The sequence below is a fragment of the Ruminococcus sp. NK3A76 genome (assembly GCF_000686125.1).
GTDB lineage: Bacteria > Bacillota > Clostridia > Oscillospirales > Ruminococcaceae > NK3A76.
The window spans coordinates 2,162,488-2,186,465 of sequence record NZ_JMMA01000002.1 but is presented as its reverse complement, the minus strand read 5'-3'; the positions used below and the strand labels follow the sequence as shown (position 1 = coordinate 2,186,465).

Here is a 23,978-nt window from a genome sequence, read left to right as displayed (position 1 = left end):
GCGGTCGCATGGAGGACAGCGAGCTTATAACTCTTTATGAGCAGCGTGATGAGAGCGTGTTTGAGTTGGTTTCACAAAAATACGGCAAATATGCTCACTTTATCGCAGATAATATACTGGGTGACACTCGTGACAGCGAGGAGTGCGTCGATGACGCATATCTCGCACTCTGGAACAGCATACCGCCTCACAGACCCGAAAGCCTGAAAGCCTATCTTGCAAGGCTGACACGAAACATTGCGTTTGATGCTTTGAGGAAGATCAGTGCCGCAAAGCGTGGAGGTGATAGTGTATCTCAGGCACTTGATGAGCTGACAGAATGTGCAGGCGGCACGCCCCCCGAGGAAGAGCTTGACGCAAAGCAGCTGCGAGAGCTGATAAACGGCTTTGCGGCATCTCTTGAAAAGAAACAGCGAATAGCATTTGTCAAGCGCTACTGGTATATGTGTCCGCCGAAACAGATAGCCGAAGACCTCGGAATGAGTGTCAATGCAGTAAATGTCATGCTGCACCGCACAAGAGAGCAGCTGAAAGTCTTTATCAGGAAAGCGGGGTATGATGTATGAACGAAAGACAGATATTTGATATGATGAGCTGCCTTGATGATGAATACATTCTTGAGGCAGACATAGGAAAACGGAGGACTAAAAAGATGAAAAAGCGTTTTATAGGGATAATGGCGGCAGCGGCAATAGCCGTTACGGGCATTGTCGGCGCAGGTGCGGCGTATATCTATAAGAAAAACACTGCAAGCGACAGATACTTCGGTGAAGGAACAGATGATAAGCTCGAAAGCATTGGCGCAAAATATGAGCAGACTATCAAGGGCGAGCATTTTGATGTAAATATAGAGACGATACTCTCGGACGGGCAGTACCTGACAGTTGTTGCGAATGCCGAGCCCAATGATGAAGAGGGCGCAAAAATGCTTCAAAACGGCGAGGAGCCGTGGCTTCATTCTGTAAGGCCGGAGATAAGCAGCACTGATTTTGACGAGGAAGTAAACTATCAGCCTGAAAACGGCAGAGAAGTTATGCGCTGGTCTTATTTCCTTGACGAGCCGCAGGACAAGGTGGTCATGCCTATGTCGCTCATAACCTTTGCTATCGAGGACGGCAAATATATAACCCTTGCAGAGTTTGAGCTGACATTTGAAAAGAATGAAAGGACGATCATTCTTGAAAATGCGGCTGGCGAGAAAATATCACTATGTGAAAACAGCATAAGCGGCAGTGACGTAACTGTCGCAGTCAAGACAGACCCACTGCCTTTTTTGGAGGTGACAGCCGAGTATAAGGACGGCACATCAAAGAACATTGAGATATTCGGCTCTACCGAACCGAGCGATGACGGGCATTATGACAAGATGCACGTATCGTTCTTAGAACTTGTCGATATCGACAATGTCAGCGCTGTGACAATAGGCGCTACCCGCTTTGAAGTCAAGGCATAGTATTCCGCATATAAAGCATCAGCCCGACAGAGCCCACCTCTGCCGGGCTTTTATATTTTTATAAATTGCATAAAATTCTTCTTGCAAAATCTGAAAAACTATGTTAAAATAATAGTATACGTTAAATCCTGTGTGGGGGTGAGAGAGTGTTCAGAGTAAAAAGAATGGGCTGCGGCTGCCGGCATGACGGGGATTTTGTGCTTGACAGCCCCAAGGGGTTTGAGAATTACCTCTGCCTTTTTGTCAAGACGCACGCACTGTTCGTTATCGACGGTGTCGAGTATTATACCGAGCCGGATACCTTTATAATATATGATAAGGCGACCACTCTCTACTATAAGGCTGTCAGAGATGAGTATATCAATGACTGGATAGAGTTTGAGTGTACCGATAATCTTGAGGCCGAGACGGGACTTGTGTTCGGCAAGCCGTATTTTGTGGGTGAGAGGGTAAATGTATCGCAGTATTTCAGGCTGATAGCAGATTGCTACTATAAGGCACAGAACCACCACGCAGCAGGTTTTCTTATGAAGGCTATGCTTTCCGATGTCTTTTCAAATGTGACAGGGGAGAGCGCTTCGCTGCCGCATTACCGTGAGCTTTTAGACCTTCGCAGGCGCATATACGCCGAGCCGAACGAGGACTGGACGGTGGGACTGATGTCGTCGCTCATAAACGTCTCCGAGCCGTATCTGCACCTTATATATAAGAAGGCCTTCGGTGTCACCTGCAATGCAGATGTGATAAACAGCCGGATAGAAGCAGCACGCCACTATCTCGAATGCTCGCAGATGACGATAGAGGAGATAGCCTTTGAGTGCGGATATAAGAACCCCGTGCATTTTTCAAGACAGTTCAAGCAGGTGTCAAAGCTCTCGCCGCTGGCTTACAGAAAACAGAATACGAATACGGAAATATAAATATCAGATATAAAAGGAGTAATGTGAAATGGCTTATGTATTAGGCATCGACTGCGGAACGAGCGGCACAAAGACTGTTCTTTTCGACGAAACAGGAAAGGTAATGGCATCGTCTACTATCGAGTATCCGATGTATCAGCCCAAAAACGGCTACGCTGAGCAGGAGCCGGCAGACTGGGCAAACGCTATGATAGGCACTGTAAAGGACGTTATGGCAAAAAGCGGCGTCAAGAAAGAGGACGTTAAGGGTATCGGTATATCCGGCCAGATGCACGGCCTTGTAATGCTCGATAAGGATAATAACGTGCTTCGCCGTTCTATTATCTGGTGCGACCAGAGAACGGAAAAGGAAGTTGAGTGGATGACCGCAAATGTCGGCCGTGATAAGCTCATTCAGATAACCGCAAACCCTGCCCTCACCGGCTGGACTGCTGCAAAGATACTCTGGGTAAAGAACAATGAGCCCGAGGTCTACTCAAAGGTCGCTCATATCCTGCTCCCGAAGGATTACCTGAGATTTGTGCTCACACACGAGTATGCAACAGAAGTTTCAGATGCTTCCGGTATGCAGCTGCTTGACGTTCCGAACAGAAAGTGGTCTGACGAGCTGTTATCTGCTTTCGAGATAGATAAAAACTGGCTCGGTAAGGTCTATGAGTCCTGCGAGGTGACAGGTACACTTACAAAGGCTATGGCAGACGAGCTCGGCCTTTGCGAGGGCACTATAGTTGTCGGCGGCGCAGGCGATAATGCAGGTGCGGCTATCGGCACAGGTGTCTGCGAGGACGGCAAGGCGTTTACTACTATTGGCACTTCCGGTGTTGTTTTTGCACATACATCTAAGATATCTATCGACCCCAAGGGCAGAGTACACACCTGCTGCGCAGCCGTACCGAACTCGTGGCACGTTATGGGCGTTACCCAGGGTGCAGGCCTTTCGCTCAAATGGTTCAGAGATAACTTCTGCAACCCCGAGAAGGAAACTGCAAAGTACATGGGCGTTGACGAATACTACCTTATGGACAAGCAGGCTGAGACTGTTCCGGTAGGCGCTGAGAGGCTTTTATACCTGCCTTACCTCATGGGCGAGCGCACACCTCACCTTGACCCCAACGCAAGAGGCGTGTTCTTCGGTCTTTCGGCTATGCACACAAAGAAGCATATGCTCCGTGCAGTCATGGAGGGCGTGTCCTACAGCCTGAGAGACTGCGTGGAGGTATTCAGGGAAATGGATATAAACGTATCTGACATGATGGCCTGCGGCGGCGGCGGAAGCTCGCCTCTGTGGCGTTCGATGCTCGCTGACCTCTACAGCTGCCCGGTAAAGACGGCTTCCTCGAAGGAAGGCCCGGCTCTGGGCGTGGCACTTCTCGCAAGTGTGGGCGCAGGCATATACTCATCAGTGCCTGAGGCTTGCAAGGCAGTAGTGGCAGTAGACAAGACACAGGAGCCTGACCCTGCAAAGGTTCCCGAGTACGAAAAATTCTACAGACTCTACACCGAGATATACCCTGCACTCAAAGAACAGTTCAGAAAGCTCAGCACGATGTAAAAAATAAAACGAACGACAATAACGTAATAGTTTCGACACAACAAGCCCCTTTGCCCGGCAGCGGACAAGGGGGCTGTTTTTGTGCACAAACGGCGCAGATGCGGTATTTCGTTAGTGCAAGCCCAAAAGTTTAAACGTTTAACTAAAATAAAGATGATTTGGTAATAAAATGTGAAAAAACTTAAAATTACCTATTGACAAGGCGAAACAACTGTGATATAATAAGGTTGCACCCAAATAAAAAAGCATACTGAAGTATTTTACATCTGTGAAGGTCAGCGCAGGTGCGTTCTTCATATGTTAATATTTTATGACAGCTGAGTTATTCGGATTTTATTTGGGTGGCTTGGCTTTTTGTCGTTCATTTTAACGTGTTTTCTATACTTAATCGTTTGCGAAAAATCATACTTCTGTTGTGATTTAGCTTAAAATGCACAATAATGTGTAACTTTTCTTGTATTCATTCACAAAAAAGTACAAAATTGTAGATTTATCGCTTGACATAGCATATAGAATGTGTTAAAATGAAGTATGCTAACATATTAAAGTCTATGCATTGTGCGCAGCTGCGTGAGGCTCATGGGTGCATTTTTGGACTGAACGTGGCAGATGCGGCGGCTTTGATGTGTTCAACTAAATCAATTATCCTGCGAAATGCAGGAAATAAACACTCTTAAGGAGGAAAAATAAATGGAAAAAAGCAATTCATTTAAGAGAGTGCTTGCCGGTACTCTTGCGCTTTTGACAGTTGCTTCAAGCGTTCCTGCTGATGCGGGCAGCGTGATAGGCGACTTCTTTGGCAGCACTTTGGTTGCTAATGCGGAAGCTGCAATTCCACAAGCAACTTCTGACAAATTTGTGACAGTTTCTGATCTGGCTATTACAGGAACAACTGGTGTTGCAAAGGTTACAGTTGCAGGTGTTACTAAGGATGCTACAGTAACAGTTACACCGGACAATACATTCTCTAATATTAAGACACTTGCTGTTAAGCTGACAGATGGTACATTCTCGCAGGCAAATGTATATGCAGTAGTTAATGGCTATACAGTTATTGACAATAATAATAATGATACCGAGGATGATATTTACAATGCCACAACAGTTACTGACACTCTTACAGTTAGAGTAAACGAGTTTACAGAGTTTACTGCAAACGGCATGACTGTTTGGACATTTGATGGCAAGGGTCACAATGTCAAGATAGGCAAGAACCTCAACGATGAGCAGGCAGGCGATGAGGCTACTGTTGATACAGGCGATGAAGTAGCTGATTACAACAACGTCGAGATCTCATACTTAGATGCAAGCGGCAACGATGTCGTTATCACTGAGAAAGAGTATAATGAACAGTTTACCAAGAAGATAAATGGTGTTGCTGCTGCTGATCAGATAAATGCAGGTACATACACTATCGATGTTGTCGGTAATGCAAACACTAAGTTTGAAGGTGTTACCGGCCAGGTGAAGTTCCAGATCTCAGCTCTTGGAATTTCTGACAGTGTTAATGTTGAAGCTAATAAGCAGGCTGGTTGGACAAATGCAAGAATAGTTTACAATGAAACTCCTGCAAGTGGTGTTACTGCAAACAACGATGGTGACCCGTACGGCACAACCCATAATAGGTCGTTCCTTAAGAAAGTTGAGGTCACTCTTCCTGATGGTACTACGGTAGATACTCTTGAAGAAGGCGTAGACTTTGATATTGTATACACGGCAAATGAAGGCGCACTTACCGATTATTATAATGCTGCTCATGCTGTGGCTACAGACGGCGTTGCTGAATCTGCTGTAAATGTTGGTAAGTACACAGCTACACTTAACTTCAAGAACAACTATTCAGGCACTAAGAGCGTTAAGTTCAACATCGTTCCTGCTGAGCTTGATGCAGCTGGTTTAAAGGCAAAGCTTACTGATGCAACAAAAAATGGTGTGACGCATGCAGATTATGATCGTTCAAACACTCATCCGATCACAGTTACAGATACAACTGCCGCAAAGGGTGTTGCAAACTTCTATGGCATAGAGCTTACAACATACAAGGCAGAGCTCAATCCTGATGGCTCAGTTAAGGAAGAAAACGGTAATAAGGTATATTCTTCTACATCCACAACTGATGTAACGGCTGCAGGCAGCTATAAGACTGTTGTAACTGCATCGGGCAACTTCAAGAATAAGAGTGCTGGCGATGTGAATGATCCTACAAAGGATATCGTATGTGAAATCGAGTGGGTTAGAGATCCTCATAGCATAGCTGATGATACTCGTGTTACAACAAATGTATCCCTCGCTATCAATCCTTCAACAGGCAAGGCTGAGGCTACATATAACATCAGAGATAATGCTGAGACAGATCCTACAGCTCAGGCTGGTGCTAAGCTCGTTCAGGGCGTAGACTTTATTGCTGAGTTCAAGCACATGGTTGATGATGATAATAATGATGAAACTCCTGCTGTAGAGGTTTGGAAAACAACTATCCCCGAAGGCAACGGTCCGTTCACAGTTAAATTATCAGGTATTGGCAACTATGGTAATAGCAAAAAGATACAGATAGATAAGATCGATGATTACAAGCTTACTCTTGGCGATACAACTCTTACTACTAAGGTAAATGGCCTGGAGAAGGTTCAGTACAACTATGGTGATACGATCGGCGCAGAAATTGCTGGCGTTCCGAACGCACTTAAGCAGGACATAATTTACATTCCTGTTGATCTTGACAAGAATGGCGCTCCTACTATACCTGCTGCTCTTAGCGATAATGTAACCATCGCAAATGATACAACAAAGACCGATGAACAGCGTAAGGCTGCTATAACAGCAATCAAGAAAATTGCAGGTGCATTTGTATTCAATGCAGAAACTCCCTTAGCTGCTCGTGAAAAAGTAGGCGATGTTGCATATGAAAACAGAGGTTATGTAGCGGTTGTTATTGCTAACGATCCTCAGGCTGATTCTACCTATAACCAGCTCTTCGACTACGGCGTAGGCTATACTAAGGGCTTCTCCGTAAGCAAGAGAACTGTTGATCAGAACAGCACAGTAGCTATCGAATTCAAGAATCCTCTTCTTGCTTACAAGGCTTCTAAGTATAGCGAAGACGATATCAAGGCTAATATTAAGTCTCTGACTATTGACGGTACAGTTATTGATCCTGCAGATTATGTTGTTATGTCGACAAAGACAACTGCAGATGAGGTTAAGGCTGATTTCACAGATGTTGACGATTATAACTTCAAGATTGTATTCGATAAGATCGAAGAAGACACTAACGGCGACGGTACACCTGATAAAGTTGTTTTTGCTGGCAGCAATAAATTCACCGGCTCTTACACAACAGATATCAACACTCAGAAGTTCAGCATTATTGCTACACAGCTTACAGCTGATGATTTCACAGTAAATGATCAGCCTATAGTAGCTATCCTTAATGAAGCATATGATCCTGATGGCGATGCTACTGGTCTTGAAGCATCTAAGGAATGGCCTGTTAACGCAACATTTGAAGATAAAAATATTGTTGAAGAGGCTGTAAAGGCTGGCAAGACAATTGTTGGCTATAAGGCTGCTACTCCTGTGTTATATGACGGCAACGAGAAGACTATTGATGTTACAGCTATCGATCATGCGCCTCACAAAGCATTTAAGGCTGCTGATTATCAGGTAAGCGGTGCTACACAGACAGCTGCAGGTGAGTATGAGCTCACTATCAAGGGTGTAAAGAACACCAAGGGCAGCCTGACTGTTAAGTGGGTTATCAAGGGTCGTGACTTTAATTTCTTCACAGCTACTGGCACACCTACAACATTTACCTACAATGGCAAACCTCAGGCTCCTGCTTTCACGATTTCAAGAGCTGCTGATGACAAGCGTACAAACGATTGGGAAAGACCTGCTGTAACACTCACAGAGGGTACAGACTATAATGTTGAGTACTATACAAGATCTGGCGACGGTGAGGAGAATCCTTATGTTTATACAAAGCTCGACACAACACCTTCTAACGTAGGTACATACTTTGCTAAGATAGTTGGTGCAGGCGCTTACTATGGTGCTACATATCTTGATAACAGCACAATTGCTGGTAATGTAGATGCTGGTAACCCTGTTTATACTCAGTTCACAATAGCTCCTTCTGCTGATCTGTCTATCGTTATTTCGCCTAAGGACAAGGCTAACTTCGCATATGACGGCAATACAATATTCAGCAGACTTGGTGATATGTTCGACTTCACAGTTGACGGCAAGAAGGTTGATACTGATGAAGTAGAAATGGTATATCACCTCTCCAAGAAGAATGCTGCAGGTGAATACGAAGATACTCAGACAGCTAAGGATATAGGCGAGTACAAGATCGCTGTAACTATCTACAACGACAACTACAGACCTAAGACTTCTGACCAGTATGATTTCGAGATCACTCCTAAGGAGATCACACTCACAAACATCAAGGCTGGTACTAAGGAAGCTGTTTATGGCGCACCTGTTGCTACTATCAACCGCAGCATCACATTCGACTATGACGGCGTAATCGATGCTGATAAGGATAAGGTTTCTGTTGACGACTTCAGAGGCTTCGTAGTAGTTTCCAACAACTATCGTTCAGGTTCACCTGCTGGTGAGTACACACTCACATACAACGGCGGATTCGTTCCTGAGAGCGATGCTGCTAAGAACTACAAGGCTGCTAAGTTCAATGATACAGAGAAGATCACGATCGCTAAGAAGGATCTTGCTGATGCTAAGGACAACGTAACTCTTGTTATCGTTCCTTCTGATTTCAAGAATACTGAGCCTAAGGCTGTTGCTGAAGGTCAGGAACTCAAGGCTAACGAGATCGTTTATAACGGCAATCCTTATGAGGTTTACATCCAGAATAACGATAACGGCCTCATGACAATGGCGGATCTCGACTTCTCTGGTACACCTAAGGCACTCCATGCTGGCGAGTATGAGCTTGTTGCTACAGCTTCTGCTAACGGTAACTACATGGGCACCACAGAGATCCCGCTCAAGTGGGTAAACAATGCTCGTGAGATCACTGCAGATGTTCATCTGTCAGTATGCAGCAGCAACGATCGTACAACTTTTACAGCTAAAGCAGCTAATAATGCTTCAGCTACAGATACATTGAATAGAAAGCTTGCAAGCACAATCGGTGCAGGTAAAGTATTTGGTACAGAAAAGGATGTACTTGCAGGAAAAGCCGATTTCTGCATTAGAACTGATGTGGATCTTAAAGAGCATCTGTATACTGATGCAGGCGTAAAGCTACCTGAATCAGTTCGTGCTTCTGCTTCTGAAGCAGCTGGTGACTACACCGTATACTTCACACAGCTCAATGATAAGGGTGAGCCTATCGAGTCTACAAAGACAACAGGTTATCCTACAGTTGCTGGTTCTTACAGAGCAGAAGTTGTGTTCAGCGATGACTTCGTATTAGCAAACAAGCCTGGCGCTGTTGATGATGAAGAATATGTACCTGAGCTTGCTAAGGTCGGCTATGTTGACTTTACAATCAAGGCAGAAGGTCTTGATTCAGTTATATACGATATGAATCAGCTCCAGAAAGATGCAGATCTGACTGATAACAATTATCTTGTTGATAATAAGTCTACTGCATTTTCAAGAGTCTATGGCGATGCTATAGAGCCCACATTCCAGATCGATATTCATGAGGATGCTGGTGATGCTCTTGTAACAGCTAAGTTTGATGCTACTAAGCTGAAGAAGTATGTAGTTGATGACGAGGGTACTATCACCATAGGTGATGATCAGAATACAAAGTACAAGCTTTCTGATGCAGTATATGACGGTACAGCTGGTTACTATGCTCTTGAAGATGCTATAGTTACAAATGATCCTAACTTTACAGTTGATCTTTTGAACATTTATACAACAGATAAAAAAGCTTTATTCACGATGGCTGAAGATGCAAATCATAATAAGACACTTGTATACACTGTTAAGCAGTCTACAGACTACACTATCCAGTTCACTCAGGAGACAAACGTATTTGAGCTCAAGAACGGCAGTGCTACTGCTAAGTTCCAGGTTGTTGACAACAATTCCGGCAAGGTTATGAAGGAAGGCGTTGACTACACACTCAAGGGCACAAAGACATATACCAAGGCTGGTAAGTATACACTCTTCGTTGAGGGTATCGGCAACTATACAGGTACAGCTTCTGCTGACTGGAAGATCGTTGCTGCAGGCTCGGATACATCTGTTGATGCTAAGCTCCTTGATTCCAACACAGTAAGCTTCAAGGATCAGGTACAGTTCAACTTCCTTGCAGAGATCAATGATACTGCTTATGTTGACGGTGCATATGTTAAGTTCACATATGATCACTATGGTGAGAAGGTAGAGAATATTGTTCCTCTCAACAAGCAGGATATGTATGGCAAGTACTACAGATTCAGACAGGAACTCACAGCTTCTGAAATGGCAATACCTGTAAAGGCAGAACTCTTCCTTAAGAATTCCGCTACACCTATTTCCACTAAGGAAAGAAGCATCAAGGATTATGCTGAGACAGCTATCAAGAAGGATCTTGAAGGTAAGGAAGTTCTTAAGGCAATGCTCAACTACGGTGGTTACACTCAGGTAGCTCTTAAGAACAACAAAGACCTTCTTGCAAATGCAAGCGCAGACATCAAGGTAGATGTAAGTGCAATTCAGCCTAAGAGCCAGTCTAAGTTTGTAAGACCTACACCTTATGAGGGCACAACAACAGTTGCTACAGCTGGTATTCCTCAGTCTGTAAAGATCAAGTTCACACCTACAGTAACATACAAGGGCACAACTGTTATGACTAAGAGCATGCTTTATGTACGTCACTATTTCACAGTTGATCCGAGCATTACTGAAGATGAGCTTAATGCTATCAAGGTAAGGGCTGAGAAGTTTGATATCAAGACAATGAAGTATACTGGAAATCCAAGCACAATCAATCTTGTTAAGCTTCCTAAGAACAGCACTGGTTACTACTTAGATGTTCCTGCTGAGATGGCATATAACCTTGATAAGGACAGAGGTTCTATTACGGTTTATGACTTCCCTGGCACAGTTACTAATGCAGAGTCCTATACTGACGGTGCAAATACTGTTGCAGCTGGTGCGGCAACATACAAGGTTGGTGCTGATGAACTTGATGCAACTGTTGAGTATGATTATGCAGATGGTAATGATTATGATGACATCTATGCAATCAATGTAACAAACTATAACGTTGTTGACTACTGCGAGGCTATAGCTAATAACTCTAAGCAGTCCACAGCTAACAAGAACATGGTTAAGGCTCTCTATGCTTACTATCAGGCAGCTAATGCTTACGTTGCTGGGAGATCTTAATACACATCAATTTGTCAATCATTTAAAAAGGAGTGATATATGATGAAGAAGTACACAGAGGCAGAGATAAAGGTTATCTCTTTCGAGGCTCAGGATGTTATCACAACATCTAACGGCGATCCGGACGAGGGCCCTCTCGCTTAATCCCTAAAACTTAAAAAGTTTTGCAGGCGGCTTCGGCCGCCTGTTTTTTTCTGCCTTAACGCAATTACTTGTATAAAAAGTAAAATTTTCAAAAATACTATTTACAATACGCATAAAAAGTGATATAATGATATTGTTGTAATATGGGCATTTTGCGCCCACCTTATGTACACATATCTTTATGAGGAGGATAAAATAATGGCAAGAAAAATGAAAACCATGGATGGTAACAACGCTGCCGCTTGGGCTTCCTACCCGTTTACGGAAGTAGCTGCTATCTATCCTATCACACCTTCGTCAGTTATGGCTGAGGTAACAGATCAGTGGTCTGCAAAGGGTCAGAAGAACCTTTTCGGCACTCCCGTAAGAGTTGCTGAGATGCAGTCCGAGGCAGGTGCTGCGGGTACTGTTCACGGCTCACTCTCCGCAGGCGCTCTGACAACAACTTATACAGCTTCACAGGGTCTTCTCCTTATGATCCCGAATATGTATAAGATCGCTGGTGAGCTTCTTCCGTGTGTTATCCACGTTTCAGCTCGCTGCGTTGCTTCTCACGCACTTAATATCTTCGGTGACCACTCCGATATCTACGCTTGCCGTCAGACAGGCTTTGCAATGCTCTGCTCGTCTAACGTTCAGGAAGTTATGGATCTTGGTACAGTAGCTCACCTTTCAACTATCGAGGGCAGAGTTCCTTTCCTCCACTTCTTTGACGGTTTCAGAACATCTCACGAGATCCAGAAGATCGAGACATGGGATATCGAGGACGTTAGAGAAATGGTAAACTTCGAGAAGATCGAAGAGTTCAGAAAGCGCTCCTTAAGTCCTGAGCACCCCGTACTCCGTGGTACGGCTCAGAACGGTGATATCTTCTTCCAGGCAAGAGAAGCCTGCAACCCCTACTATGACGCTATCCCCGGCATAGTTGAGGAGTATATGGATAAAGTAAACAAGAAGATAGGCACAAACTATCAGCTCTTCAACTACTACGGTGCTCCTGATGCAACACACGTTATCGTTGCTATGGGTTCTGTATGTGACACTATCGAAGAGACAATCGATTACTTAAACGCTAACGAGGGCACAAAGCTCGGTCTCGTTAAGGTTCGTCTTTACAGACCTTTCCGTGCTGATAAGCTCGTTGCTGCACTTCCTGATACTGTTGAGCAGATCTCTGTTCTCGACAGAACTAAGGAGCCTGGTTCCATGGGCGAGCCTCTCTACCTCGACGTAGTAGCTGCTCTTAAGGATAGTAAGTTCAATAACGTAGCTGTTGCATCCGGCAGATACGGTCTCGGCTCTAAGGATACAACTCCCGCTCAGATCAAGGCTGTATACTGGAACGCTTCCTGGAAGGAAGACTTCAAGAAGAGATTCACTATCGGTATCAACGATGATGTTACATATCTCTCACTCGCTACAGAGGGCAAGCTCGACTCTGCTCCTGAGGGCACTACAGCTTGTAAGTTCTGGGGTCTCGGCGCTGACGGTACTGTTGGTGCTAACAAGAATTCCATCAAGATCATAGGCGACCATACTGACCTCTTCGCTCAGGCTTACTTTGCTTATGACTCCAAGAAGTCCGGCGGTGTTACAGTTTCTCACCTGAGATTCGGTAAGACTCCTATCAAGTCTACATACCTCATCAATATGGCTGACTTCGTTGCTTGCCATAATGAGTCTTATATCGACAAGTACAATATGGTTCAGGACGTTAAGCCCGGCGGTACATTCCTCCTCAACTGCCAGTGGGACGACAAGGAGCTTGATAAGCACCTTCCTGGTCAGGTCAAGAGATACATCGCTGAGAACGACATCAAGTTCTATACAATAAACGGCGTTAAGATCGGTAAGGAAATAGGCCTTGGCAACAGAATAAACACTGTTCTTCAGTCTGCATTCTTTAAGCTCGCTAACATCATTCCGATCGACGAGGCTGTTAAGTACATGAAGGACGCTGCAACTGCTTCTTACTCCAAGAAGGGTGAGGCTATCGTTAAGATGAACCACGACGCTATCGACGCTGGTTATCAGCAGGTTCATGAGGTAAAGGTTCCTGCAAGCTGGAAGAAGGCTAAGGATTCCAAGATGGGTATGGCTAAGGTCAAGAACGCTGACAAGACCCTTCAGGATTTCGTTAACAATATCCAGATCCCCTGCAACGCTCAGGAAGGCGACAGCCTGCCGGTATCCACATTCAAGGATATGGCAGACGGTACATTCCCGCAGGGCTCGGCTGCATTCGAGAAGAGAGGTATCGCTGTAGATGTTCCTGCTTGGAACGGCGACAACTGCATACAGTGTAACTTCTGCTCTTATGTATGTCCTCACGCTGTAATCCGTCCTGTTGTAATGACAGATGCTGAGCTTAAGAAGGCACCTGCTCTTGCACAGAAGAAGGCTAAGCCTATGACAGGTATGCCTGGTTACAACTTCGTTATGACAATGTCTGCACTCGACTGCACAGGCTGCGGTTCGTGCGTAAATGTATGCCCCGGCAAGAAGGGTGAGAAGGCTCTCGCACTCCAGCCCCTCGAGACACAGCTCGCAGAGCAGGAAGTATTCAACTACGGCCTTACTCTCGCTGAGAAGCCTGAGGTATTTGAGAAGTTCAACGCTAAGACAGTTAAGGGCTCGCAGTTCAAGCAGCCGCTGCTCGAGTTCTCGGGCGCTTGCGCAGGCTGCGGTGAGACACCTTATGCTAAGCTCGTAACACAGCTCTTCGGCGACAGAATGTTCATCGCTAACGCTACTGGCTGCTCGTCCATCTGGGGCGGCTCTGCACCTTCAACTCCTTACACAGTAAATAAGGAAGGCAAGGGTCCTGCTTGGGCTAACTCACTGTTCGAGGATAACGCTGAGTACGGTTACGGTATGTTCCTCGCTCAGAACACTATCAGACAGAGAACTATCGCTAAGCTCTTAGAGCTTGAGAAGACAACCAAGAAGGCTGACGTTAAGAAGGCTATCGAGGGCTTCCTCTCAACAGTTGACGACGGTGCTGCTAACTCTGCTGCTACTGACGAGCTCATCGCAGCTCTCAAGAAGGCAAGAACAAAGGCTGCAGACGAGATACTTAAGGACGCTGATTACCTCAGAAAGAAGAGTATGTGGATCTTCGGCGGCGACGGCTGGGCTTATGATATCGGCTTCTCCGGTCTTGACCACGTTATCGCTTCCGGCGAGGACGTAAACATCTTCGTATTCGATACAGAGGTTTACTCCAACACAGGCGGTCAGTCCTCCAAGTCTACACAGACTGGTGCTATCGCACAGTTTGCTGCAGCTGGTAAGGAAGTAAAGAAGAAGGATCTCGCTGGCATCGCTATGAGCTACGGTTATGTATATGTTGCACACATCGCTATGGGTGCTGACTACAACCAGTGCATCAAGGCTATCGCTGAGGCTGAGGCTTACCACGGTCCTTCGCTTATCATCGCATATGCTCCTTGTATCAACCATGGTATCAAGGGCGGTATGAAGATCGCTCAGACAGAGGAGAAGAAGGCTGTACAGGCTGGCTACTGGCACCTCTACAGATACAATCCTGCACTCAAGGCTGAGGGCAAGAACCCCTTCATTCTCGACTCCAAGGCTCCTTCCGCAGATTACAAGGAGTTCCTCATGGGCGAGGTTCGTTACAACGCTCTTGCAAGACAGAACCCCGAGAGAGCAGAGAAGCTCTTCGACAAGGCTGTCAAGAACGCTGCTGACAGGTATGATTACCTCCTCAGATATGCAAAGCTCTACAATAACGACTAATATTCGTTAAATGATATTCCCCCGGCATCGCAAGGTGTCGGGGGATATTTGTTTGTGGGGATATATTGTTGATGTATTATTTCTGCTTCTTTTCTATTAAAGAGACCCCTTCGGAGCTGTGGTTTTCCGAAGGGGTTAGATTTATTTGTTTGTTGCATCCCAGTATTCGTTCATTTTCTTGCGATGATAATCGCAGAAATCTCCCCATGATGCAGGAGCATTACAGCCGTCAAATGCGCATATTCTCTTTCCTGAATTATCTGATCTGCTATTTTGATTATTATTTCCATTAGATGAGTTGTTTTGCTTGGTAGTTTCCTTAGGCTCATAATTGTGATAATTCACAATACAAACATCTATCCTATTTGATGTGTTTGCGTCGTTATCTGAGTGTACTGTAACGCTTATTCCATTATTGTTTTTTAATACGAGTATATCATCTTCTAATACGAGTATACCATCTTGTAATCCCACATTTGCATGGTAGGATAATCTTTTATAATCTGGAAATTTATTCTGTACTCTATCTATTATTGAATCTGTTTTAAGTAAATAATTTATATTCAACGCCCCATTTTCAAGAGTTGAAATTGAAAATGACATATCGTATAATACGTCTGATGTAGAAAAACGGAAACAAACAACAGCTTTGAATTTTTTGGTTTCATCATAGCTTTCAAATTCCTTATTGTAATGTAAGGCTACACCTTCACCAATGGTTTCTTCATCGGGCTCACCATATATAGATATTACATCTTCTTTAGGTGCTCTTATATTTACACTTAAAAACTGATCAATTAATTCAAGCAATTCGGAATTGTCATAATCTGGATAAGCTTCATATACAGATTTTTCTAAAGCAAGTTTAGTTGGTTTTGATGATTCTTCTATTAATGAACAAGAAGTAAATGAAGATAAACATAGTGTCATTGCAATTATTATGGATATAATTCTTTTCATGGTAATATCCCTCCCTTTATCTTATTATATATCTCATTGTATCTTTCAAATAATGAGATACATTTACCTATTCCTATTGCAGCACATGATTTATCAAATAGGGGTAAGAGTTCTTTATTAAGGTCAGCTAAGACTCGGAATGATTCGGCGTCATTAATATCGGCTTGTAATTCACTTATAGCAAGTCTTAGTACCTCGGCAAAAGCCTCTGTTTGAATCTTATCTTCCGGTATTGATTGGTTTATCCGTTCACTTAGCTATATACAAACAATTGCAATGTTCATTGTAATCACCTCTTTTAGTTTATTAACGGTATACCGTTAATAATATTATAGCATTTTACGCTTTGAAAGTCAACGGTAAACCGTTAATAATGCTGCACAAAAAATGTTATTATATATATGTGATAATAACGAAAGGGGTGCGGTGATGAATATATCTGAGGCAGTTTCTGAACGTATCATAAGTCTATGCATAGAACGTGGAATAACTGTAAATAAGCTATCTACAATATCAGGTGTGACACAGTCAACTGTAAATGATATAGTTAATCACCATGCAAGGAATATAGGAATTGTTACTATAAAAAAACTGTGTGACGGATTAGATATCACAATAACAGAATTCTTTAATACTGAGGTTTTCAAATCTCTAACACAAGAAATGTATTAAAAAGCATGGGATTGTAGATTATACAACAAACCCATGCTTTATAGTATATTTGATACTAAAACAAACATCAAAAATAAAAATGCATAAACCGTCATTTCCTGCCCATAATAATATCACGCCGAAAGCATCGGCAAAAAACATTGAAAGGGAATGATAGAATGCTTGATAGGATCGCACTTGCACTTCTGGTCATCGGCGGTATCAACTGGGGACTCATAGGTATTTTCCGTTTTGACCTTGTGGCGTTTCTGTTCGGCGGCTCGGCAGCTGTGATAAGCAGAGTGATATACACGCTCGTTGCAGTATCTGCTGTCTGGTGCATCAGCCTGTTCTTCAAGGACAACAGGGTACTCGCTGTCGAATAGCGCATAGCTTTGGCAAAAGGGAAGGGGGTCGGATAATGCGGCAGGGCGCTGTGTATCGGGCTTGAGCGTCAGGTGTGCATTATCCGGTTTCTTTCCCTTTTTTCAAAGGCTTTTTTAGTTAAAATATATGCGTGTCAACACGCCCTAATTAAATGTGATAAGTTTGTGTAAACTGCCGAAATTTTCCGAAAAGCTGAGAATTTCGGCCTTTTTTCTTGACTAAAGCCGTAAAATATTCTATAATATATATGATGTTAAACGTACAAAATGTATTTGATGTGATAATCTGATGTATTTTGTATAAACATCCGTTTTGTTGTCTCCTTTCTTTTGTTCTACACATAGTTTTTTTATTTTATCTTCGCAGCGCAGTTATGTGCTGCATTTTTTTTGGCATTTTTCTTTTGAAACAAAAACGCCCCCGCAGCGCAACCTGCAAGGGCGGCTATATTGACATCAACCAAATGAATAATGAAAAAAGAATAGTGAAGAATGAATAATACATAAAACGCCCTGTTTGTTATTCTACATTCTTCACTATTCACTATTCATTGAGCCCTCGGTGCATAAGCTCCGAGGGCGTTTCTGGTGGAGCTAAGGGGAATCGAACCCCTGACCTGTTACATGCGAAGCAACCGCTCTGCCAACTGAGCTATAACCCCATTATTTCACAACTGCATTATACAATATTTTAGTTTAATCTGTGTGAATAAGATATTTCGCAGATGTAAAATCCATAGTGTTTAAATTTTTAAGCAAAAAGGCAGAAGCTATTGAAAAAATGAATGCTATGGTGTATAATAAAAGAATAGCTGATAAGATAATGTATAAGGAGGATATAAAAATGCTTGAACAGTTAAAGGAAAAGGTCTTGAAGGCAAATCTCATGCTGCCTAAGTATGGTCTCGTTACCTTCACATGGGGCAATGCATCAGAGATAGACCGTGAGAGCGGCCTTGTTGTCATAAAGCCCTCGGGCGTTGAGTATGACAGCATGACAGCTGATGATATGGTGGTGGTAGACCTTATGACAGGTAAGGTCGTTGAGGGCAGATATAAGCCTTCGAGCGATACTCCCACACACCTCGAACTCTATAAGGCCTTTGGCGATATAGGCGGTATCGTGCATACACACAGCCGCTGGGCAACGTCTTTTGCGCAGGCAGGCAAGGGGATAATCCCTCTCGGCACAACTCAGGGCGACTATTTCTACGGCGAGATACCCTGCACACGCCCTATGACCCCCGAGGAGATAGCAGGGGAGTATGAGAAAGAAACTGGCACAGTTATTATCGAGACATTTGAGGGCAAGAGCCCTGCCGATATACCAGCAGTGCTCGTTATGAGCCACGGCCCGTTCACATGGGGTACTGACAGTATAAATGCAGTTCATAACGCAGTTGTGCTGGAGGAGGTAGCTTTCATGAACTACCACGCTCAGAGCATGAACCCTGCTATAGGCCATATGCAGCAGGAGCTTCTTGATAAGCACTATCTGAGAAAGCACGGTGCTAACGCCTACTACGGCCAGAAATGAATAGACAAAGATACCCCCTCCGGAAGGTTGCAGTTTCCGAAGGGGGCTCTTTTATTAGGTGGTCGTTATGGTCAGTAAAAGTCGTTATTTCTTGCTTAGCTTTTTCATTATCGACAGAGCATCTATGACATTCACGCTCTTGTCGCCGTTGTAGTCTGCAAGGGTCAGCTGAGCCTTGGTCAGCTTGGTGTTGCCTGATGAGTATTTCATTATCAGCAGGGCATCTGATATATCGAGCTTGCTGTTGCCTGATACATCGCCCTTTACAGTCTTCGTCTCGCTGCCTTTTCGTGTCACGGTCAGCGTGTATACTCTCTTGGCACCGCTTGGTGCGGTAACTGTCAGCTTTATCGTGTTCTTGCCGTATTTGAGCGTCTTGTTTCCTGTGCCGCTTACCTTTGCGTCCTTGTCGGAAACAGCAGCAGACACCTTGATACTGGAAACATTCTCAGCAACAGTCATCGTGTATTCCTGAGTGAACTTGTTGAATGTCGGCGAGAGCTTCTGCCCCTTTACAGACAGGCTCTTTAGATAGTTATTGTTGTTGTTCTCGCTGCCCGGCTTGTAATACTGAGTCTCGGGCATATTGTTGTATACGGGTATCTTGAACTCCATAGCCGATGCAAGCACCTTGTCGGAGTATGCGTTCTTAAGCGATACTGCCTCGGTTGCCTGACCGAATATGCAGGTCATGTACTGGTGGTAGAAATAGCCGTTGCCGCCGTCAGCCACGTCGAATTTCTGTAGGTAGAGCGTGTCCTGCTCCTTGGAGATGTAGCCTGTGCCTAAGAATATCGAGCCGCCGACAATCGACTTGTACTGGTTAGTCCAGGGGAGAAGATATGTCGGGTTGGTGGTCATGGCATATTTGCAGCCCATCTGTGCAGCTGTGAGCTTTGCCGTGGCAAATGCCTGCACGTCGAAGAAGTTGTAATAGCCCTCATAGCCTGATGTTGTGCCGAGCGACTGGGGAGCACCGCTTACGCCCTGCTCGTTGCGGCATCTTGCTGCAAGGTGATAGGGGGAAACGCCCGACTGCTTTGCAGCGTCCATAAATGTCTGTGCGTATGTATAGTAAACGCCTGTGTCAGGGGCAGTGAAGCCGCCCTTCATGAAGGTGTCGGCCAGAATTGCCTTAACGCCCTCTATATTGTGTACCTTCGAGTTGTATGAAAGGTTTTCAAACATGAAGATGTTCGTGTCGTCAAGGAAGTTTCTCGGGTCAAGGTAATAGGCGATTATCTCGTCTGATGCCTGTACCCAGCTTCCGTCAAGGCCGTACCAGGTGCCGGTCTTGTAGTCGTAAGCGCCTTCCTTCATCGACTTCCACGAATCAAGCGCATATGACGGAACGAGACTCCTGCCGAGAACACATTCCTCGCTGAGAACATAGTTCCAGTCAAGACCTGTCTTCTGCGCCATGAATATCCAGTTAGGGTGATCCTTGTGCAGCTCTCTGAGCATGGGCTTGTAGCTCTCCGGGAAGCCCTGGGACTTCATGTAGCTCTCGAACTCCTTGTCGCTCATGCCTGTCGAGGCTGTTGTGGTCGAAGTGGTCTTTGCCGTGCCGGCCGATGTATTGTCTGTATTGCTTGAAGCAGACTGGGTGCTGTCTGAGCTGACTACATCTATATACCATGCGCTGACATAGCCTGTTGTGCCGCCGGCGGTTATCTTGTACCATTTCTGACCGGAGGCATCTAAGGCTTCACCTTTTATCGTGACGCTCGTGCCTTCGTTTATCGAGGTGATTATAGAATTGTTAGTGCCTGCACCGCTTCTGACATTCAGCGAATCGGCTGTTACCACGCCTGACTTGTTGGCTGCTGCCGCTCTCAGGTCAAATGCCTGACACATCGTCAGGGCGATCGCTGCGGCGCTGAGTGTGCCGAGCACCCGGCTCATAAGCCCCATTTCTGCTCACTTCCTTCATAATAGATTATCCCCTTGGGGGGTGTGTATTTTATATTATAATAGGAGTGTCGCAATTTGTCAAGAGGAAAATCTGTTCATAGAAAGTTTACAAAAGAACAAGTATTCTACTTTTTAAAAATTACAAAACGGTTACATCTATATTTAGTGTCTGACACTCTGCCCGGCAACGATATTTAGTTTCAGGTGACATAAAGACAAATAGTAACCAAAATTTCGGACACTTTTTTGTACGGAATAACAATAGATTTTTTTGGAATGTTTTGTTATAATATGTCTTACCGGCAGCACTTTAAATTCAGTGCTGAAGGGGGATAAGCGTGAAGTCTAAAACGGCACCCAAAACAAATCGTACAAAATTTCTCGCTGTTCCCAAGTGTGTAAAAATTTCGGAGCGGATGAATGGGCGGGAGTTTTTTTACTCCCGGCCCGCTCATTGGCTTCACCACATTACCTGAAGAACAAGGAGGTAATACTATGCAAAAGCTAAAGGTAAGCAAGGCGGCAATAGCTGTATCGACAGCAGTTCTGATGACATCGAGCCTGCTGACACCTGTTATATCTGCATCAAGTGCAAACAGGCTGACATTAACACCTGACAAGTATGAGCTTGTTCCCGGTGAAAGAGTTGCACTTACACTTGATTATATACCGTCAGAGTCAGGCATCGCTGGATTCACGATAGATGTTCACTACGACCCGAGTGCAGTAAGCGTTTATGTACCCGATAAGGATATGAGCGCAGGCGGCCCGTTCTCAGTAGTTGCCAACAACGAATTCGACAGCGGCGTTATAAAGATAGTCGGTGCGAATATGAGCGGCACCAACGTGAGCAGCTCGGGAAATGTCACAACACTCTATTTTGATGTCAAGGACACAGCTAAGGGAACATTCGACTACTGGATAGATGTTGAGAACATGGTGGCTGATTCAAGCAGCGCATATGTAAACGCTGACTATAAGGTTCCTACACAGAACTCTCCTGTAACGCTCAAGGTAAAGGGCACTGAGGAGCCTGCTGTGACTACAAAGGCTACCACCACAAAAGCAACAACTACAACCAAGGCTGAAACGACGACCAAGGCAGCAACAACTACCAAGGCCGCCGAGACAACTACTAAGGCAACTACCACGACAAAGGCAGTTACCACTACCAAAGCAGAAGAAACTACCACTAAGGCAGTAACGACCACCAAGACAGCAGAGACAACTACCAAGGCCGTGACTACTGAAAAGGCGGCTGAGACTACAGAAGAAGTTACCACAACAAAAGCCCCCGAAGTAACTGAGCAGAAGGCCGAGACAGAGCCTGCTGAGACAGTCAAGGAGGAGCCTGAGGTAATAAGCAGCGGTGAAGGCGAGATACTTTACAGCTACACCCAGGAGGGCGGCGACTTCAATTCTGAGAGCACAGTTCAGTATTGCTTTGACCTGAGCGATTATACAAACGACCTCAGCGGCGTTGCAGACATCGAGGTAAAGGTGGCTTCAAGCGGTAACGTTACAGGCGCACTCGGCTTCGGTACATACAACGGCGAATGGCAGTCTTTCGAGAACGCTACAACAGGCGGCACAGAGACTGTATGGCACGCTGAGAATGTTGACCTTTCAACACTCAACGGCTCGGCGGCAGTTCAGTTCTATTACATAAAGGACGGCTCCGAGATAAGCATCGAGGACGTAAGCATCAAGTTTGCAAACGGCGGTGCAGAGGAGCAGACAGCTGATGCAGACGAGACAGAAGCTGATACTACGATAGCTTCACCTGACGCAGAGCAGGAAGAGCTTAACGCAGATACAGCTGATACAGCAGATATAGCCGACACAGCTGACACGAACGACGATGAAGACACAGCAGATCAGGACAGCACAGCTGTTGCTGACACTGCTGATGATACAGACGACACAGCAGATACAGACGATGCAGACGTTATCGCTGATGAAGACGCTGACGAAGACGCAGATGCATCAGATGATGACGACACAGTCGATGCACAGGGCGATGAAGACGCCGATGACATGGAAGAAGACGATGATGAAACAGCTGAGCCTTCTTCGGATCTTCCGGCAAAGACAGACATCGTTACTATCGACAGTGCCGCAGTAGAGAGCAAGGTCGCAGATGCCGCACAGCAGGCAAGCGCTAACCCCAAGACAGGCGACAGCACATTGAGCAAGGTAAGGATACTTATGATGGTGCTTTCGATAACTGTACTTGCATATTCGAGCGCTGCAATACTTATAAACAAGCTGCTGCTCGGTAAAAAGAAAGCCGAATAAAGTCCGCAAGGGCATAAGGCAATACCATACAAAGACCGCCAGTCGGCTTTGTGCGATATTGAATAAAGCCATGAAAGGCAAAATTGAAGGGAAAAACCGCAGGTTTAGAAAGCCTGCGGTTTTTTGTATGCTTGATCATTTTATACTCAGGGGGTTGATATAAGCTATAGGGTCTGTCCACTCGCCGTTTTGCTTTATGGCAAAATGCAGATGTGCGCCTTCGGTGTTCTCGACTACTGCCGAATCGCCCACATAGCCGATGATGTCACCCGAATTGACTTCGTCGCCCTCGGCGACAGCCACAGCGCTCGTAAGGCTGTAATAATGCCCGACAATGCCGTTGCCGTGGTCGATAATGACGCAGTAGCCCCAGAGAGTGTCTTCCCACACCTTTGTGACTGTACCCTTGTTCATGGCCTTTACTGCCGTGCCCTTGTCGGCCTTGATGTCAACGCCGTCGTGCGTCTTCCACACGCCTAAGGTCTCGCTCTTTACCAGCTCGCCGCCACTGAATGGGTTGATTATCTCGCCGTTTACCGGCATGATGTTTGGCTGGGTGTTGTAGACCTTGTCGTTTTTCACATTCTCGCCTGTGCTCTCGTCGGGGGAGACTTCCTTTTTGTCCTTTTCCGAGCTGTCGTCACGCACCGGCTTCTTTACATCTGTTTTGTTGGCTTCTGCCTGCTCTGTCAGCGAGCTTTCGGGAATGTTGAGCTCAAAGCTCTCATTCACCGAACCTATAGCCTTGTTGTAGGCGAGAATGCCTGCGCCTGCCATGACCGCAAGGCTTGCGGCTGCCGTGATGTAAAGCCCCTTTGCTCCGAGGACCTTTGCTAACCTGCCTGTAAATTTCATTTTGCATCTTTCCTTTCAATAAGCCTGTCGGCTCTTTGTGTCTATTATTGCCTGCAATGGGGAAATTTATGCAAAAGCTGATACATAAAGCCCTATAAATTTATAACGCTCAAATAGCTACTCTTGAAAAACCCAAGCGCTGCTATACCCCGGCTCTGCAAATACTTCCTTGTCAAATGCGGTATAATGG

The 23,978-nt window shown here is 45.1% G+C and carries 13 protein-coding genes and 1 tRNA gene; 10 read left to right on the top strand and 4 right to left on the bottom strand.

The window, feature by feature from the left end; translation table 11 throughout:
- Positions 1-8 precede the first annotated feature (8 nt).
- The 6 genes from CD05_RS0110070 to nifJ all read left to right on the top strand — a co-directional run bounded on the left by CD05_RS0110070 (position 9) and on the right by nifJ (position 15,187).
- Positions 9-566: a sigma-70 family RNA polymerase sigma factor gene (locus tag CD05_RS0110070; RefSeq protein WP_028510392.1), complete on the top strand. Its 558-nt coding sequence runs from the start codon at positions 9-11 to the stop codon at positions 564-566.
- Complete coding sequence (locus tag CD05_RS0110065) at positions 563-1,453, top strand: hypothetical protein (protein WP_028510391.1); 891 nt, start codon at positions 563-565, stop codon at positions 1,451-1,453. Before CD05_RS0110070 ends, CD05_RS0110065 begins: the two co-directional genes overlap by 4 nt.
- 146 nt (positions 1,454-1,599) lie before the next feature.
- On the top strand, positions 1,600-2,373 hold the full coding sequence (locus tag CD05_RS19780; protein ID WP_051588941.1) for an AraC family transcriptional regulator: 774 nt from the start codon (positions 1,600-1,602) through the stop codon (positions 2,371-2,373).
- Between the two features lie 28 nt (positions 2,374-2,401).
- Positions 2,402-3,925, top strand: coding sequence for a xylulokinase (xylB, locus tag CD05_RS0110055; RefSeq protein WP_028510390.1), 1,524 nt, complete (start codon positions 2,402-2,404; stop codon positions 3,923-3,925).
- A 690-nt stretch (positions 3,926-4,615) separates the two neighbouring features.
- Positions 4,616-11,281: a hypothetical protein gene (locus CD05_RS0110050; protein WP_028510389.1), complete on the top strand. Its 6,666-nt coding sequence runs from the start codon at positions 4,616-4,618 to the stop codon at positions 11,279-11,281.
- Between the two features lie 342 nt (positions 11,282-11,623).
- Positions 11,624-15,187, top strand: coding sequence for a pyruvate:ferredoxin (flavodoxin) oxidoreductase (gene nifJ, locus CD05_RS0110040; RefSeq protein WP_028510388.1), 3,564 nt, complete (start codon positions 11,624-11,626; stop codon positions 15,185-15,187).
- 141 nt (positions 15,188-15,328) lie between these two features.
- On the opposite strand, the gene CD05_RS0110035 is transcribed toward nifJ, so the two are convergent.
- Complete coding sequence (locus CD05_RS0110035; RefSeq protein ID WP_028510387.1) at positions 15,329-16,147, bottom strand: hypothetical protein; 819 nt, start codon at positions 16,145-16,147, stop codon at positions 15,329-15,331.
- Between the two features lie 387 nt (positions 16,148-16,534).
- On the opposite strand from CD05_RS0110035, the gene CD05_RS0110030 reads away from it, so the two are divergent.
- Positions 16,535-16,819 carry a helix-turn-helix transcriptional regulator gene (locus CD05_RS0110030; protein ID WP_084262155.1) on the top strand — a complete coding sequence of 95 codons (285 nt, stop codon included), beginning with the start codon at positions 16,535-16,537 and terminating at the stop codon, positions 16,817-16,819.
- A gap of 158 nt (positions 16,820-16,977) precedes the next feature.
- Positions 16,978-17,184 carry a DUF378 domain-containing protein gene (locus tag CD05_RS0110025; RefSeq protein WP_028510385.1) on the top strand — a complete coding sequence of 69 codons (207 nt, stop codon included), beginning with the start codon at positions 16,978-16,980 and terminating at the stop codon, positions 17,182-17,184.
- A gap of 586 nt (positions 17,185-17,770) precedes the next feature.
- Here the strand turns inward: CD05_RS0110025 and CD05_RS0110020 are convergent.
- Positions 17,771-17,846, bottom strand: a tRNA-Ala gene (locus CD05_RS0110020).
- 182 nt (positions 17,847-18,028) lie between these two features.
- Between CD05_RS0110020 and araD the strand changes: the two genes are divergently transcribed.
- Positions 18,029-18,721, top strand: coding sequence for an L-ribulose-5-phosphate 4-epimerase (araD, locus tag CD05_RS0110015; RefSeq protein ID WP_028510384.1), 693 nt, complete (start codon positions 18,029-18,031; stop codon positions 18,719-18,721).
- 84 nt (positions 18,722-18,805) lie between these two features.
- On the opposite strand, the gene CD05_RS18260 is transcribed toward araD, so the two are convergent.
- A complete protein-coding gene (locus CD05_RS18260; protein WP_051588940.1) occupies positions 18,806-20,635 on the bottom strand; it encodes an SH3 domain-containing protein in 1,830 nt (609 codons plus the stop codon).
- 495 nt (positions 20,636-21,130) lie between these two features.
- On the opposite strand from CD05_RS18260, the gene CD05_RS19775 reads away from it, so the two are divergent.
- Positions 21,131-22,933: a cohesin domain-containing protein gene (locus CD05_RS19775; protein ID WP_028510383.1), complete on the top strand. Its 1,803-nt coding sequence runs from the start codon at positions 21,131-21,133 to the stop codon at positions 22,931-22,933.
- A gap of 135 nt (positions 22,934-23,068) precedes the next feature.
- Here CD05_RS19775 and CD05_RS0110000 read toward each other — a convergent pair whose 3' ends face one another.
- Entirely contained in the window at positions 23,069-23,788 is a 720-nt protein-coding gene (locus CD05_RS0110000; protein WP_028510382.1) for a M23 family metallopeptidase, read from the bottom strand.
- Between the last annotated feature and the right edge of the window lie 190 nt (positions 23,789-23,978).